The following is a 15,431-nucleotide window of genomic DNA, read 5'->3' on the forward strand; positions in this document are numbered from 1 at the left end:
TGCGTGTCAGTCGCGCGCTCGGACAGCGAAACTCGTGAGATCGCTAGCCTTCGAGCAGCCACTGGGCGCACTCGACGTCGGTGACGAGTACGTTTGCCAAACCTCCGCGCAATGCGCCCAGAACGGCCTGGCGTTTGTGTGTTCCCCCCGAAATCAGAATCGTCTGATCGCAGGATTTCACTGCATCGAGCGATACGGAGACCGTTCGCTCAGGCAGTGGCCCCTCCACTGGATTGCCGTCGATCGTGTAGAAACGGCCGCCGATTTCACCGACAGCGCCTCGACTTTCCAACTCGTCCAGCATGGTCGAGTCGACGAAGCTACCGGCAAACAAGGTCGTGGCAGTCGAGACGGCACCGACTCCGAAAACCATTATGTCGGAATCAGTTCCGGCTTGCAGCGCCTTCGAGATGACCGAGTCGTTTCGCATCGACTCCACAGTCGCCGGGTCGGCATATAGCGGAGCATTGAGGCGAATAGGATTGGCCTGCAACTGTTGTGCACATCGGCCGATGGTGAAGTCGACACCGGTTTGGTAGTCGGTCACCGTCATGGAGCCGTCAAGTTGTACCACAGCCGAGCACTTCGCCGCCTTGTCTGGCAAAGATCCTGCTACCGCAACGGTTTCCGGACCCCAGGTGAAGCCGAGAACGCTCAACGGCTGCAGACGACGAACCAGAACTTCCGCTGCTCGTCGGCCGAGCGCGTCGAAGTCCGGATCGTCCGAGTCCGAATTTGCTTCGGGCACAATCAAAACTTCGGCCAACCCGAAGTGCTTCTCCAGTTTCGATTCCAACTCCGTGTTCACCGAACCTTCGAGCTCCGGCGGCACCATAATCTCGACCCTGACCAAACCTTGCGTCCGCGCCCTGGCCAACAGCCGCCCGGCCGTAGGCCGCGAGACGCCCAACTTCGCTGCAATCTCCGCCTGAGTAGCGCCTTCGAGGTGATACATGGTCGCTGCCCGCAAGGCGAGCCGCACATCCTCGGAAGCCGGCAACTTCGACGACTTGAGTCCTGCGGGCTGAGCCGACTGGTTCACACGGTCTCCTTGTGCATCAGGTTCAAAGTCTCTCGATCGTGAGCAAATGCTCACTAGATGTTCTTATGCTCATTAAGCTAACATCTACGTTGTGACCCACACAACAGTTTCCGGAGAATCCGTCGATCTACCTGCGACAATTCGGGCAAATGTCCTCGTTGAGACCGGAAAGATGCAGATGGTCGAGAGACCACGACCGTCCCCGAAGGCGGGTGAAGTCCTCGTTCGCATCCATGCCGTGGGCGTGTGCGGGTCGGACGCGCACTACTTTCACGAAGGTCGCATCGGCCCTTACGTAGTCAACTCACCGCTCGTTCTCGGACACGAAGCATCGGGACGCATCGCCGCAGTCGGTGACGGCGTCGACCCCGGACGTATCGGGCAACGTGTCTCCATCGAGCCTCAAAAGCCCGATCCGACAAGTCCCGAATCCAAGGCAGGCAGATACAACCTCTGCCCTCATATGGAGTTCTTCGCGACGCCGCCGATCGACGGCGCGCTGACCGACTACGTCACGATCGGTGCCGACTTCGCCCATCCCATCGCAGATTCCGTGTCCTACGAGGCAGCTGCGCTGTTCGAGCCACTCTCCGTAGGGATCGCCTCCGCCCAGAAAGCGGGAATCACTGCCGGCTCTCGTGTGTTGATCGCCGGCGCCGGCCCGGTAGGAATCGTGACGACGCAGGTGGCCAAGGCATTCGGCGCGACGGAAGTCATCGTCTCGGACATCAATGCGGCCCGGCGTGATGTGGCACTGAAATTCGGCGCAACAACCGTCGTTGATCCCCGTGAAAGCGACGTACGCTCGCTGGCCGTCGATGCGTTCATCGACGCCTCGGGCGCCACGGCCGCAGTGATCGACGGGATTCACGCAGTTCGGCCCGCTGGAACCGTCGTTCTGGTCGGAATGGGTGCCGACGAGATACCGTTGCCGGTCCCGATCATTCAGAATCGCGAACTGATGCTCACCGGAGTGTTCCGGTACGCCAACACGTGGCCGATCGCCGCCGCACTGGTCGCTGCCGGGCGCGTCGACCTGGATTCGATGGTCACAGCACGCTTTTCACTCGAACAATCGCAAGATGCCCTCGTGGCCGATCGCATCCCTGGCAGCATCAAAGCCGTAGTCATCGTCGCCGAAGGAGACTAGAACTTTCATGGAACTCAATACGAAGACCTTGCTCGACTTCGATGCTGAACTCGAAGTGCCGAACTACGACCGGAGCAAAGTCACTACCGGCATAGTGCATTTCGGTGTCGGAGGCTTTCACCGTGCACACCAGGCCATGTACATCGATACCCTCCTGCGACGAGGTGAAGCCTTCGACTGGGGAATCTGCGGAGTGGGAGTGATGCCGTCGGACAAGCGAATGAAAGACGCACTCCGCGCGCAGGACGGCCTCTACACGCTGGCGCTCAAGCATGCTGACGGAACCCTCCAGGGCCGGGTCATCGGGTCGATCGTCGAGTACTTGTTCGCGCCCGACGATCCGGAGGCGGTGATCGAAAAGATGGCATCCGAATCGACGAAAATCGTATCTCTCACCATCACCGAGGGCGGATACAACATCTCGCACACCACGGGCGAGTTCGACGCGTCCCATCCCGATGTGATGCACGATCTCGAGCCGGGAACACTCCCCCGCACCACCTTCGGTCTGATTTGTGCGGCACTCGCACTCCGTCGCGACCGGGGCCTCACCCCGTTCACGATCATGAGTTGCGACAACATCGAAGGCAACGGATCGGTCGCCAGGACGGCTGTCGGAGCGTTCGCCGCTCTGAAGGATCCCGAATTTGCGGAGTGGATCGACGCGAACGGCGCCTTCCCCAACTCCATGGTCGACCGGATCACACCCGTCACGACAGCCGAGGTGACCACCGAGATCGCCGAGACGTTTGGCGTGGACGATCAGTGGCCGGTCGCAGCTGAGCCGTTCACCGCGTGGTTCCTCGAGGACGAGTTCACCTCAGGCAGGCCACCTCTGGAGAATGCCGGCGTCAATCTCGTGCCGGATGTTCGCCCGTACGAACTGATGAAACTGCGCCTTCTCAATGCCAGCCATCAAGGCATCGCGTACTTCGGCTACCTTGCCGGATACCGCCTGGTCCACGAGGCATGCCAGGACGAACTCTTGTCAGGGTTCCTGCTCGACTACATGAATCTGGAAGCGACGCCGACCCTTGATCCGGTACCCGGCGTCGACCTCGATCAGTACAAGAAGACCCTCATCGAACGATTCTCGAACCCCCAGGTCCGCGACACGATTGCACGTCTGTGCGCCGAGTCGTCCGATCGAATTCCCAAGTGGCTGTTGCCCGTCATCCGAACCCAACTCGACACCGGTGGGTCGATCAACCTGTCCACCGCAATTGTCGCCAGCTGGGCCCGCTACGCCGAGGGCACAGACGAGAACGGAGATCCCATCACCGTCGTCGATCAGCTGTCGGACACTCTGGTGCCGCTCGCCCAGAAACAATCGAGCGACCCGTTGGCCTTCATCGGGTACCGCCAAGTGTTCGGCGATCTCGTGGACGATCGCCGATTTGTCGCAAGCTTCCGAAAGACCCTCGACTCGTTGCACTCCGTCGGAGCCAGAAGAACCCTCGAAGAGGTGCGCGGGCTCTGACTACGCCGAGACGTCGTGCAGGTGATGGATCGGATCGTGAATGAAGTAGGCCGCCAACGATTCGACGGTGAACGCCGATCCGTCACTGCGGAGACCCCGTCGTTGGCGGCTACCCTCTGGCACGGTTTCGAAGGCGTTCGCGACTTCCGCCGCGGCGTCGGACAATTCCGATGCCACCGTTGCCGGATCTTGGTCGTTGTACCGCTCGGCCTCAGCTGTTGCGTCTTGATCCCAGTTCTCGAATTGCGGATCGTCGAATTCGAGCATCTGTTCCAACCTCACCTTGAAGATCCTGAACACGTCGCGTACGTGGGCGGAATACTCCAGCGCTGACCATGTTTCGCTGTCCGGTCGCTCCGTCACATTCTCGCGCTCCAGTACCTCGGCCCACGAGACGGCATTGCTACGCACAAGATCTGGAACATCCGCGAACGCAACAGCGGACGAATCAAACCCGCACTCGCCGCATCGGCGTTCGAGGACCCAGGTCCAGTTCTTTGTATCCGGGGTGATCGGCATGGATCGAGAATAGTCCGCCAGGGCGGGGTCAGTCTGCTTCGATCGGCCGATGAAGCGAATCGTGCTCGGTATTTCGGTTACCTTCGTGCTGACGCTCTCCGCGTGTGGCGCGGAAGTGGGCGCACCCGAGCCGCGCAACAGCAAGAGCAGGCGGTGGTCGTCAATTCACTTCATTCGAGTGCCCGGGGCGAATGTTGATCCGTATTTCCATCATCGTTTGCGGCATCTGGTTTGATTCGTAACATGCGCTCTTCGCTCGCCTTGTCCACTCTCGCTGCCGGCTTGTTGATTGCGGGCTGCGGGTCGCAGACAGTGCAGCAACCCGACACCGCAACGACAACAACCGAAACGGGCGGAACGTGGGTCCGAAGGCTCGAAGTACCAGACTCCGTCGAAAAGATCTGCCAGTCGATACTCGGATTGGCCGAAGAATTGGGACGTACTCCTAGCGATTCCGCGTCACCGATCGATCGAGTCCGCGAATACATGAGCGGACCATACCGCGACTGGAGGGGATTCGACGATGAGGGGCGTCAGCGCATCCAGGAAGCCTTCGAAGCTGCGGAATCGGGATCTTGCGGTTGAGCAACGCGGGGCGTCCGATTCGCCTATCGCACAACGGAATTACAAACAACGACGTATGAACGTCATTCCGTTCGTGACAAATATTCGTTCGTCAGCGAAGGACCGGCCACTTCGATTTTCCAGGGTTTTCGATTCGTTTTTCGAAGATTCTGTGACGCGTTCGTGGCCGAGGCTTCGACGAGTCTCGTCGTCCCTCAGGTGAAGGGCGCCCAGTCGACATGTACGCCTTCCGAACGCAGCAAATGCTTGGCCGCACAAATCAACAAGGAGAGGGATTCGTACGAGAGTCCCTCGGTCGCACGCATCAGCCTGTCAGGCGCCGGAATCGACCGGTCGCCCGGGGAACCCTCGGATCTCCGCACAGAAAGCACGGTCGAGAGTTCTCGTTGATTCACCACCTGACCTGTGCTGTTCGCTCGCTCGAACATGGCATTCAACCGCTGGACGAGTTCCTCACCTTCAGCTGATCGAATAGTGTTGCCGAACAGCCTGTTTCCATGATCGGCTATGACACCAGGCGCGATCGAGTTCTTGATTGTCACAGTACGTTCTCCGTTACGTTGGTCTGTCAGGTTGATCAGGGGTGCGACCGGGAGCAACTCGCAGAGCCTTGATCTGTGCCACCCAACGGCGTCGCGCATCGACAGCAGACCAATCTCCCCCGGCGCCCATCGGCTTCCGGTAGCGCGACTTCGAAGCCGCTGTTCATTTGCGACTTATCGTTACATATTAACATCAACTGTAACTCTTCGACAAGCACTTTGTTCCGATTGCCCGGTTTGATCACGGGTGGCGCAGAACATCAAGGGTGGCCAACTTGTCGACATGATCTACGCCATCCCTGCCATCTCCGTTCAGGCTGCAGTGATGGTCGAGCCACCGGCAAGGCACAAGAACGACATTCCGCCGACGAGCTCCCAGCGTAGATATCGCCGCGCGTGCATCACCTGCGGTGAACTGCGATGCACACAAGCCGCAACGCGGATAGGGGCGGCGACACAGCCCGCGAGAGCTTTCTTACCCGAACTTTTCCATCATCGTGTGAGGCAGCCGGCCAGCCAAGACTGCACCCAAAGTCCTCGCTACTGATGACCTAAGTCCGACAATACTTTTCACGAAAAAGAGGACCCCGCGCCTGCGGGGTCCTCTTCGCTTTCCTTCAGAGCTAGAGACCGAGCGAGTGAAGGTGCTCGCTGATCTTCTCGAACATGAGCCTTTGACCTGCCGGCGTGGGATGCATGCCGTCTTCCTTGAGTAACGTCGGGTCCGACAGCCAGTTCTCGGCGAGCGCATCAATGAAAGGCAGCTTGTACTGCTCAGCGGCGGAACGGATTCGATCGTTGACATTGACAGCGGTCTCGGATGGAGGCCGGTTGTCCATGATGGGGCCGATGACGACAACCTTGGCGTGAGGAAGCCGATCTCGTAGCTGTGCATACAACTCCCGAGTCGCATCTCGCACCTCGAGCGGGTACGAAACATCGTTCCGACCGCCGGCGATGATGACGACCTCGGGATTCACCGCAACGACCTGATCAATTTTCGCACCGAACGGTAGCTTGCCTTTTTCCTCGTTTCCCTGGACGTAGCCGGTGCCACCGCTCGCAAAATCTGCCAGGTACCAGCGACGATCGAAGGCGAGCAGCGCCGGCCAATGATCTCCCGTCGTGTTCGGAATCGAGTACGAGTCCCCCAAAATTGCGACCGTGTCGAAGTCGTCGGTAGGGGCATTCAGCGCCGGCGCCGAACTGTCAGGCTGCGATACAGAGGCAGTTGCCCGACTGTCTCGGGATTGCTCGTACGCAAATCCTACGATCACCGCTACGACGGTGAAAACCATGGCACCGATGACGGCGACAGTTCGCTTGTTGGGTTTGGTCACCCCGTAAACATACGGGGTCGAATCATGTTGCCTCTGAGCGAGTGTCAAGCATCTGTCGTTCCGCTTGAATCGGCCATCGACGAAGGAGTGAAATCCCGCTCTCACAGCAGACTGGGGCCAAGCTTGCTGGAAGTTAAGGCGCGGCAAAGCATTCAGGGCACACTGTCCCCCATTCGACGGACCAAAGTCCATTTTCAAATCAACACTGCGACAAGCGGCAATCGCGCAGCTATATTTCGTCGACACTTCAACTACTTTCGGCACATCTGCACGGACGCGCGACAACACCCAGTCCCCTCGCTCGGCAATCCCCTCTATTTTTCTCATTCGAAGAAACCGGCACCAGGTGCCAGGAAGAACGTCGACATGCCGGAAACAGAAGCAAAGCGCAGCAATCGGCGACTGATCGCGATCGCAGCACTCGCAGTCGTACTCCTCGTGCAAGGCGCCTACTCGTTCGGTGTCCGCCCTGAGCCGTACCCGACAATTCGCATGCCCAGCTTCGGTGGCGTGCCCAATGCAGACGGCGAGTTCAGTGGAAGTGGCTTGGATATCACTCTCCATTACACCGACGGATCCACGATCAGTCCCAACCCAGTGGATCTCGCCGGCGATATTCGCTACTCATCCGCGAGAGCATCACTCGATTATGCGTTCCGCCCCAGCGGGGCAGGCGACCGAAACACCCGAACCGCGGACCCTGAATTGGTCGAATGGCTCCGAAACCGCAGCGTCGAAGTCGGAAGTGGTGCCATCCCGGACAGTATCGAGTTCTGCTGGCGCAAAACAATTATCGACATCACCGACGGAACCGATGCGTCAACTGACCCGTGCGAAACGACAAGGGTTGATCTATGAGTGCCCGTGCGGGAACTCTGTTGTTCCTGCGCGACCACATCGATCAGTTGTGCGAGGCGTACCGCGGGGATGCGAGGTTCCTCGCTGTCATTCGAATTCTCTTCGCGCTATATGTGATCGCGTTTCCCATCGACTACACGTGGGCGGGCGAGGTTCCCTCGATTCTGTTTCATCCGCAATCCGGTCCGTTCTTCCTGCTGTCGTCACCACCCTCCGAGAACTTCCTCGTCGGACTCGAAGTCGCCCGATTCATCCTGGCGATCGCCATCTTGGTCGGATATCGAACGACGGCCGCGTCCATCGCAATGACCCTCACGCTCATGACCGGCAGCGGGTTGGTCAATTCCTTCGGCAAGGTCGACCACTTCATTCTTTTCGAAATCTTGCCGGTGGCCATGGCAGCCGCTGGATGGGGCGCCGCATGGTCCCTCGACGCACGACGTTCACGCACACAACGCAAAGCACTTCAAACCCGCGGACTGCCCATGCTCATCTGGGCAGTGACGGTCGCCTACGCCCTGTTTACAGCGGCACTACCCAAAGCTGCGTCCGGCTGGCTGAACCCCGAATTGCAGGCAACCCGGGGCTACGTTGCACGAGACGTCGCTGACCCCACCAAGCTCGGTCCGCTGACCCACGAACTATTCGACATCCATTCGGAGTGGCTATGGAAGGCACTCGACTACGCCACTGTCTTCGCTGAAGGCTGGTTGATCGTTGCCGTGCTCTTCCCTGTCTTGTTCAGAATCGGGATCGTCGTCTTACTCGGGTTTCACCTTGGGGTTTATCTCGCGTTGGGCATCGAGTTCGACAGCTATATCTTCGTGTATCTGCCGTTCCTGTCGGCGCCTGCTGTATGGGTCACCAAGCGAGTCCTGGGCAGAAGGCCCGATATCGGTAGAACGTCGGCGCCGGAAACTCCACGTCAAGTATCTCCGGCCAGTTCGGACGCACCGTAAATCTAATATCCGGGAGCGGACCTTTCCGTCACAGTTCGTGAGTGCCCCAATCACAGGTAGGCGATCCCCAGACTCCCTCAACCTGGGGATCAAACAAACCTACTGTCTCCCAATGAAATTCCGAGAACTTCTACATTCACTGACATTCGGTTCGCAGACGGGCGCCCCAATCGCCAATTCGGCACCGCCATTCGGACCCCACATCGCGTGTTGGGGGCAGTCGAGCCGCGGGGGGTCGGCTCGACTGCCTGCACTTACACCAGGCGAAGATGGTTTCTTGCCAGCTATCTGCTAAACCAGCGTGCGTCGACGCTCAGGGGGTCACTGGAACGCATCGTCGTCACCTGTGGGCCGGGCTCGCGCCGGCAGGTACAGACAATTGTTCAGTGACCCCTGAGTTCGATCGTCGAAATCACCTCCGATCGCCGTGCGTAGGTACATCTAGAGCGTGACACTTCGGCTGGTTGAGCACATACGCTGAAATACCTGGATAGGTACCTACTTTTCCTTCGTCTTCCGAGTGGTCGCCATCTCGGTCACGTCCAGAAGCGTTGCACATCCGACACTGTCGGGAAATTGGTCATCTGGATCCGAGACTTTCACCTCATCTGCGATCGACGATCATGATGCGACGATTCGTTGTGTGACCACGAACGCTCGACTCAGACGCAACCGCAGGCGCATTGCCAGGCGATTCAATCCCAACAACGTGTGGGCAACTGTCCTGGTGATTGCACTTTGCGCACTAGTCGCCTTGGCGATCGTCTGCAGCATGATCTTCGACAAAAGTCATTGGGGCTGACCCGCGGGCTCACGGCACCTGAACGTGGGGCGGGCGGGGCTCGAACCCGCGACCAATGGATTATGAGTTATCCGTTCGCGTTAATCTCAGGTCGTCATCCGTTGTATCGATTTTGCATAGTTTTGCCATCTACCAGCGAATACTATCGAATTTTCGGCGTTGCGCCTCTCGGCTTGCCTTCGCTTGCCTCAGTTATTGCTATCCCAGTGCTATCCAGACCGCTCCTTGCGGGGTTCACCAAAAAGCCGAACCCCGCACGCTGTCCGGACTGATGTCGTGAGCCGACTGCTACCACTCGCGGTCGGACTCGCCTCGAGCGGAGATAGACCTCGGCGTCGGGGTCTCGACGGTCCTCCGCAATGTCCGACTGCACGCTGTGAACGACCTCTCGGTCGGGTGAACTGGCCAAGTCGTCCATTCGGTCGCCAGAGTCCTCCGATCGATCGCCCCACTCGATGGCGAACACTTCGCGGCCGAACAATCGAACCGACCAACTCACGCGGCACCGCGCAACCGCGATAGAACCTCGAGCGCTTCGGCGTTGCTCGCACGCTTGGCCGACCGCTGCCGTTCGGCCGCTAGTCGTTCCCTGTCGAGCCGGTCCTGCTCGCGGAGCTCGTGACGTAACTCCGGTGTCGGATCGTCCTCCTGGAAGCCCCACCCGGACTCGAAGTGCACGCGCGTGGCGAACCGCTGCCCAGCGTTGCTGCCGATGCGGGCTTGTCTGTCGTAATTGGTCTCAGCGAGAAGCTCCGACGGGATCTGCGCGTCAGCCCCATAGTGCGCGCGGTACACCGCGATACGAGTACACCGGACACAGCGCCACCCGGAGGGGTCTCCCGCGTTGGAGAGGACGTGCGTTGTTCGGGCGACGAGGCCGTGCCCGTTCTCGCACACGGCCGGCACTGTCAGGGTCTGCCTGGTCTCGTGTGTCACTTGCCCTCCCAGGCAGCGAGGTCGCCACTAGTCCAGCCCTCGACGGGTTGCCCGATGTCGTTGACGAGCCCGCGGGCCGCAAGCCAACGACGGTAATTCTCGGACCGCGCTCGCTGAGCTTCGAATAGTCGTCGCCTGCCCTTCAGCCCGTCGGTGTCGTGGCCTGTCGCATGCACGCCGTCGAGCCAGTGCCGCCAATTCGACGGGAGAAACTGCGCGGGTACATCAGACAATTCGAGGGGTCGCTCTCCGCTGGCTGCCAACTCGGTCGGTGTCGCTACGCGTGCCATCACGCACCAGCTCCTTGTCCACGGACTCGACGCTGCGCCCGCTGCCTACCGCGCTGCTGATTCTGTTCGCCGTTGCCGGTGTAAACACCTCGCACGCCGTGCTGCCCGCCTGCTGCTGCCGTGTTCGCTCCGCTTGCGGCGCTGATCCTCTGATCCATCACGGCCATTAGGCGCGCGAGCGCGAGACGCTGCTGCCTTACCTCGGTCAGCGCGGGATTCGTCTTGGGGTTCGCCTCGGTACCGACTACCACCCCCAACGCGCCAATCGAGGCGTCCAGGTCCGCGATATTCGCAGCGGTCGCGGCTGTGAGGTCGAGCACCGCGAGGTCGTCAGGGTCGAGCACAAGGCCCGCCTCCCGTGCCTTGTCGAGGTAGATCGCTCGGCAAGTGGCAGCGGCCATTGGCGCCGCCGCGAGGCCTTCAGGGATATCAGCGTGGTCGATACGATATTCAGTTGTCATGACTTAATGACAAACCCTCTGCGGCGCGCTGTCAAAGTTCGGGATGCATCCCCTGGTCAAGCGCGGATGGTGCAGCCCGTATCGATGGGGGGTGGGGGGAGCTCCCCTCCGGGGTCTGCGACAGGGGCCACCACGTGCTGCGAATTCCAGCGAGCACGGTGCGAAACGGATGCCCTCCGGACAGCTCTGGAGCGTTATCAGGGCTAGAAAGCCGCCAATTCGCCTCTACGGCGCAAACTCGCCTGATAGAGGTTCGTCCATCCCGGAACACTCAGGATCGATCTCAGCGTCCAGATTGCCGGTGGTTCGAACGTGCGACCTCGCGAACGAACGATCTTCCAGTCCACCAGCGCCGAACACAGTCCTCCCCGGTTCGAAAACCGCGACTGTGTTCGACGCTCACGGACTAGCTGCCGTTCTCGCGACCTCGGAGGTAGCGACCGAATCCGCGATCCCGCTCCGGCTCTACAGCGCGCTTCGCTGCCCGCTCGTCTCGCCTGGCCTGTTCAGCGGCCCGGATACCGTCGCGGTCCCTTGCCTTTCTGGTCAGCTCGGCGCCGTGCGCCGATACACACGTCGGTGCCGGTGTCCGTTCGACCTCGCGACCCGCGGCTACCGTCGAGAGGTATCTCGCGAAACCTGGGGCCTCTCTGATCGATGCGGTCAAAGCGGCCTGCCCAGCACGACTAGCGCGCTGCTCCGGTGTCATCGTCATCCGATAACCTCCACCATCGGCGCGGGGCGCTGCTCGGCGGGCAATGCAACCCAACGTGCCAGCACTTCAGCGGGCTGGTCTCCGGGGGCTACGTCGAGAACGTCCTCGAACTGCTCCGACCAGCAATCATTCCCGGCATTCGCGCGGCGCGACCTCTCGAGCTTCGGTGACGAGGACGGCAGCGTCGAGAAACCCGATTCCAGCGCAACCGAGAGCCACAACCGCGTTCGCTGCGCGTCGAGCCACCTCTCGCCCAATGCTTTGCTCGTCGTCCACTGCTCGGTAAGCCCCGTCTCTATTGCGCGGTCCGCGTCGGTGACGCCGTGTTCGGCCAACACCCCGATCGAGGTTGCAGCGGCGTCGAGTATTGCTAGCAATTCATCGAGGAGGACTTGTTCGAGTGTTCCTTGCAATTCCTGCACTCGCGCGGTGTACTCCGCCGCTGCATCGCGCTCGAACGTGAACCGTGCCGACGCGACGGCCTCGTCATACTCGAGGCTTCGCGCGTCTACAAGGCTGGAAAGTAGGTCGTCGGGGACCTGTTCGCCGTTGGACACCGCGTCCAGAGCCGATGCGAACAGACCGACCTCGGTAACACGACGACGCTGCGCGCTCTGAGCGGTTAGTGCGTCGAGCACACTGCGGTACTTTCCCGCGATGGCGTCGAAGTCGACGACAGTCTCGAACGCCGTCCCGGCCCGTCCCGCCAATGCCGGCGTCAGGACCACTCTGGGCCGCAACCCGTTTGCGCCGCCCAGCGTGTCGAGGCCCTGGCCCGACATCGTTCCTGTCTGTGTCGTGGTGGTGGTGCTCATGTTTCCTACTCTCTGTTGTGTGTTTCGACCGCATGCGGATTGCACGCGGGGTTTGTGGATCTGCTCCGACGGATTGCAGAGGCAGATTGGGCAGACGCGGCTAGGGACCAATTCGCCTGCGCGGTGTGAGCGCGACGCGAGTCAGAACTCACGCACGGCGACGATGGAAGACACCGGACCTGCAATCCGCTCCGCGCTGTCGCACTTGAACGAAAACCAGATCGGTGAAACCTGACCGGCGTCCACTCCGTCGAGTCGTCCCGCGCGGAACGTTCCGGGTTCGACCGGGTGCCATCCGTCGGAGAGGAGAACCCCTCGAATATTCGCCGGAGCGATTCCGACGACGGGCTCGACGCTCTTCGGTTCGATGTCGGACATTTGAATCTCACTTTCCTAGTTGATGGATATCTTGTTTTTGGTCCTGTGCGTCGGGGGTGTGCCCAGTTCCCCTACCTACGGTTTGGGGAACTGTGCGGAGGCGCACGAGAGGTACAGGTGTGCGCACCTGTGCGGCGCACAGATTTGTAGGGTCTGACCTGCGTGTTTCGTTCGGTCTCTAGACCTGTGCGCGACCTGTGCGACCTGTGCGGAAAGCTGTGCGGAAAGCTGCGCGCGTCAACTCGATTCCGCACAGGTCCACGCACAGGTTTTGCGAGCGAGTTGTCAGCTTTCACCCGCGCGGCTGCGTCGGTGCTCGATGGCCACGCGGATTGCTTCATCGGACGCCGTCAGCCCCTCCGAGCGCAGTCGCTTCGCAATTGTCGGCCGACCTGACTTCGGGTCGATGTTCAGCTCGTCGAGCACCCGAACGATCTCAAGCACCTTTTCGTCTGCCGGCGTACCGTCCTCGGTTGCGAGTCGAAGCGGCCCCCTCGCAACCGCGTCGGAGCCCGACCTCACATGAGTCAGCGGGCCATCCTTGCGAAGTAACCGAACTGTCTCAGGCAGTCGACCCGTACGCGCTTTCAAGTTGCGAAGTAGCAGACCGTTGGAACCCTTGGGGCTGGATTCCGCTGACCACTCCACATCGATTTTCGATTTCTTCGCAGAGCTGCCACGTGCACCTAGTTCGGCGTTCTTGCCGGTGTGGTCGGCAAAGATCACCGACACGCCTCGAGCTTTGAGTGGCAGCGTGATTCGATTGTCGAATTTGATCCACGTGGTGCTGTCGTTCTCGTCCCCGTCGATGAAACTCGAGAGGGTATCGAGCACCACGACATCCGGTTCGAGATGTTCGACCAATTCCCAGAACTGCGCGGCCCCCAAAGCGCCTGTCAGCGGAGCCCAATCCGGGAACGACTTCACCAACAGATTCGGCAACTCCAGCGGCGCGGCCATCTTGTCGAGGTACTCGAACCACCAGTCCTCCCCGACTTCCCCGTCGATGTAGAGCGTGCGAAGCGGTCGAGCCAGCAACCTCGGCTTGCCGTCCTCCACGTCGAGACCAGAGCGGCCTAGCGACCAGTTCAGAGCCAAGTGCGCCAGTAGCAACGTCTTTCCAACACCACTTGCCGCGGTGATCTTGGTGACCTGACCGACCGCGATCAATCGATCTTCCAACCACTCCCGCTCCGGCCGTGGTTCGCTGCGCTTACGCCAATCGAGCACAGACAGGTCGCTCGCGAAGGCATCGCCATCCTCGGCAGTCGAATCCGTGTCGATTGCCGCGTCCGTCGGTGATGCGCTGTCAGTCGAGAAGTCAGGCACCTCGGACAACTCGTCCGCGTGGTCTTCGGTGAATTCGGCGCAGGTGTCGGCGTCATCCACCCATGCGGAAAGCGGGGAATAGCAATCGATGTCTAAGCCCGCTGCGCGAAAGCACTCCCACGGGTTGTTTCCGAGCTCCCCGGCAACCACTGTCACCACAACGCGGGGGTGAGCCTCTCCGAATTCGGGAGAGAGGTAGTCAACTGTCGCAGCGGCCAATGGCACGATGATGACGCATGACTCGCAGTCATCGTCTGCGAAGTGCCGACCGCGCTCAGTCGCTGTATTCCAATCCTCATCACGCACGGCGTGATCTATGTCAGACTCGGAGGTAGCCGAAATGACGAGGACCGAACGGACAATCTCGTAAACCGTTACAGGGCTACGGGTGTCAGACTCAAACTCTGTGCGCCTCTCTAGGATTCCAGGCCCCCGCATGTTACGGTTGGGCATTCCTTCTGGTGGATGGTGTGTCGTCGGACTGTTGGCACCGACTGCGAAAGCCCCCGTTACCTCCCGGTGCGGGGGTTTTTCGTGTTCGCATAGCGCAATTGCGTTGGCAGCCATATTCAATTTTCCTTCTGTCGAAGCGCCGGTTTGGCGAACTTGTCTGGTGGCGTCCCGTCGGTGGCAGATCGAGAAGTCGGTGTCAGGCACCGCCGCGAGAAGACGTCGCCTTCTGCTCGGCAACCCACGCGTCCAAGTCCTCGACGTCGTAAAACACTCGGGTGCCGATGGTGTAGCTACGCGGCCCGATGTTCTGATGGCGGTATCGATACAGGGTTTGCGTCGAAACTCCCTGCAGGTATTGCGAAGCGGCTTTGATACCCATTCGGCACGTGGACTCGACGCCTGTGCGTTCGGCCGTATCGGGGTTGTCCGTTAGTGCATTCATTTTCGATCCCTTGTGTTGTTTGGTCGGTGCCTGTCTTTGTTGTTGAAGCGACCGTAGCCTCGACTTTTTCATCGCGTCAACCGATTCGAAATCCGTTGCAGCACTGCGCACATGGTCTACACTCGCCCGTCGAGAAACCACCGCGACCGCACTCCCAACGACGTTCCGAGCGAGCCGATAGCAGGTCGCGGCGTTTCGACGGAAAGCGCTTTCCGTCAGCTACCCTGCGCAGCCTCGTCGCCTCCGAATCGCCAGTTCGGCACCAATTCAGTGCTCGAGGTCACAGCAACTCAGTGATCCGAGCCACTCCCGCAGTCCTTCCCCGTTTTCTTTTG

At 60.3% G+C, this 15,431-nt stretch carries 16 protein-coding genes; 5 read left to right on the forward strand and 11 right to left on the reverse strand.

Annotated elements, in window-relative coordinates:
• Positions 1-43: 43 nt before the first annotated feature.
• Complete coding sequence (locus FEZ59_RS01355) at positions 44-1,042, reverse strand: sugar-binding transcriptional regulator (RefSeq protein ID WP_046378740.1); 999 nt, start codon at positions 1,040-1,042, stop codon at positions 44-46.
• Positions 1,043-1,181: 139 nt separating this feature from the next.
• Between FEZ59_RS01355 and FEZ59_RS01360 the strand changes: the two genes are divergently transcribed.
• Complete coding sequence (locus FEZ59_RS01360) at positions 1,182-2,192, forward strand: alcohol dehydrogenase catalytic domain-containing protein (RefSeq protein ID WP_172932185.1); 1,011 nt, start codon at positions 1,182-1,184, stop codon at positions 2,190-2,192.
• Positions 2,193-2,199: 7 nt separating this feature from the next.
• Positions 2,200-3,672 (forward strand): mannitol dehydrogenase family protein, encoded by a 1,473-nt coding sequence (locus FEZ59_RS01365; protein WP_172932137.1) that lies wholly within the window; start codon positions 2,200-2,202, stop codon positions 3,670-3,672.
• Here the strand turns inward: FEZ59_RS01365 and FEZ59_RS01370 are convergent, their stop codons facing one another.
• The gene (locus tag FEZ59_RS01370; protein ID WP_172932138.1) at positions 3,673-4,191 is read right to left on the reverse strand and encodes a DinB family protein; all 519 of its coding nucleotides are present in this window, start codon (positions 4,189-4,191) and stop codon (positions 3,673-3,675) included.
• 243 nt (positions 4,192-4,434) lie between these two features.
• On the opposite strand from FEZ59_RS01370, the gene FEZ59_RS29895 reads away from it, so the two are divergent.
• Positions 4,435-4,776, forward strand: coding sequence for a hypothetical protein (locus FEZ59_RS29895; RefSeq protein WP_242459669.1), 342 nt, complete (start codon positions 4,435-4,437; stop codon positions 4,774-4,776).
• Positions 4,777-5,941: 1,165 nt separating this feature from the next.
• Here the strand turns inward: FEZ59_RS29895 and FEZ59_RS01385 are convergent.
• Complete coding sequence (locus FEZ59_RS01385) at positions 5,942-6,658, reverse strand: SGNH/GDSL hydrolase family protein (RefSeq protein WP_024487644.1); 717 nt, start codon at positions 6,656-6,658, stop codon at positions 5,942-5,944.
• Between the two features lie 366 nt (positions 6,659-7,024).
• On the opposite strand from FEZ59_RS01385, the gene FEZ59_RS01390 reads away from it, so the two are divergent.
• Both FEZ59_RS01390 and FEZ59_RS01395 read left to right on the forward strand, forming a co-directional pair.
• On the forward strand, positions 7,025-7,516 hold the full coding sequence (locus FEZ59_RS01390; RefSeq protein ID WP_020969946.1) for a hypothetical protein: 492 nt from the start codon (positions 7,025-7,027) through the stop codon (positions 7,514-7,516).
• Positions 7,513-8,475, forward strand: coding sequence for an HTTM domain-containing protein (locus tag FEZ59_RS01395; protein ID WP_134999540.1), 963 nt, complete (start codon positions 7,513-7,515; stop codon positions 8,473-8,475). Before FEZ59_RS01390 ends, FEZ59_RS01395 begins: the two co-directional genes overlap by 4 nt.
• 1,297 nt (positions 8,476-9,772) lie before the next feature.
• On the opposite strand, the gene FEZ59_RS01400 is transcribed toward FEZ59_RS01395, so the two are convergent.
• From FEZ59_RS01400 to FEZ59_RS01435, 8 genes are all read right to left on the reverse strand, one after another.
• Positions 9,773-10,213, reverse strand: a complete 441-nt coding sequence (locus FEZ59_RS01400) for a hypothetical protein (protein ID WP_134999541.1) — start codon at positions 10,211-10,213, stop codon at positions 9,773-9,775.
• Positions 10,210-10,506 (reverse strand): hypothetical protein, encoded by a 297-nt coding sequence (locus FEZ59_RS01405; RefSeq protein ID WP_141137673.1) that lies wholly within the window; start codon positions 10,504-10,506, stop codon positions 10,210-10,212. The genes FEZ59_RS01400 and FEZ59_RS01405 overlap by 4 nt, the downstream gene beginning before the upstream one ends.
• The gene (locus FEZ59_RS01410) at positions 10,503-10,964 is read right to left on the reverse strand and encodes a hypothetical protein (protein WP_172932139.1); all 462 of its coding nucleotides are present in this window, start codon (positions 10,962-10,964) and stop codon (positions 10,503-10,505) included. The genes FEZ59_RS01405 and FEZ59_RS01410 overlap by 4 nt, the downstream gene beginning before the upstream one ends.
• 406 nt (positions 10,965-11,370) lie before the next feature.
• On the reverse strand, positions 11,371-11,679 hold the full coding sequence (locus FEZ59_RS01415; RefSeq protein ID WP_134999544.1) for a hypothetical protein: 309 nt from the start codon (positions 11,677-11,679) through the stop codon (positions 11,371-11,373).
• Positions 11,676-12,494 (reverse strand): hypothetical protein, encoded by an 819-nt coding sequence (locus FEZ59_RS01420; protein ID WP_172932140.1) that lies wholly within the window; start codon positions 12,492-12,494, stop codon positions 11,676-11,678. Before FEZ59_RS01420 ends, FEZ59_RS01415 begins: the two co-directional genes overlap by 4 nt.
• 141 nt (positions 12,495-12,635) lie before the next feature.
• Entirely contained in the window at positions 12,636-12,872 is a 237-nt protein-coding gene (locus FEZ59_RS01425) for a hypothetical protein (protein ID WP_134999547.1), read from the reverse strand.
• Positions 12,873-13,157: 285 nt separating this feature from the next.
• The gene (locus tag FEZ59_RS01430; protein ID WP_172932141.1) at positions 13,158-14,420 is read right to left on the reverse strand and encodes an AAA family ATPase; all 1,263 of its coding nucleotides are present in this window, start codon (positions 14,418-14,420) and stop codon (positions 13,158-13,160) included.
• 430 nt (positions 14,421-14,850) lie between these two features.
• Positions 14,851-15,096 carry a helix-turn-helix domain-containing protein gene (locus FEZ59_RS01435; protein ID WP_172932142.1) on the reverse strand — a complete coding sequence of 82 codons (246 nt, stop codon included), beginning with the start codon at positions 15,094-15,096 and terminating at the stop codon, positions 14,851-14,853.
• Positions 15,097-15,431 lie beyond the last annotated feature (335 nt).

Source organism: Rhodococcus sp. MS13, assembly GCF_013277835.1.
GTDB classification, from domain to species: domain Bacteria; phylum Actinomycetota; class Actinomycetes; order Mycobacteriales; family Mycobacteriaceae; genus Rhodococcus_F; species Rhodococcus_F erythropolis.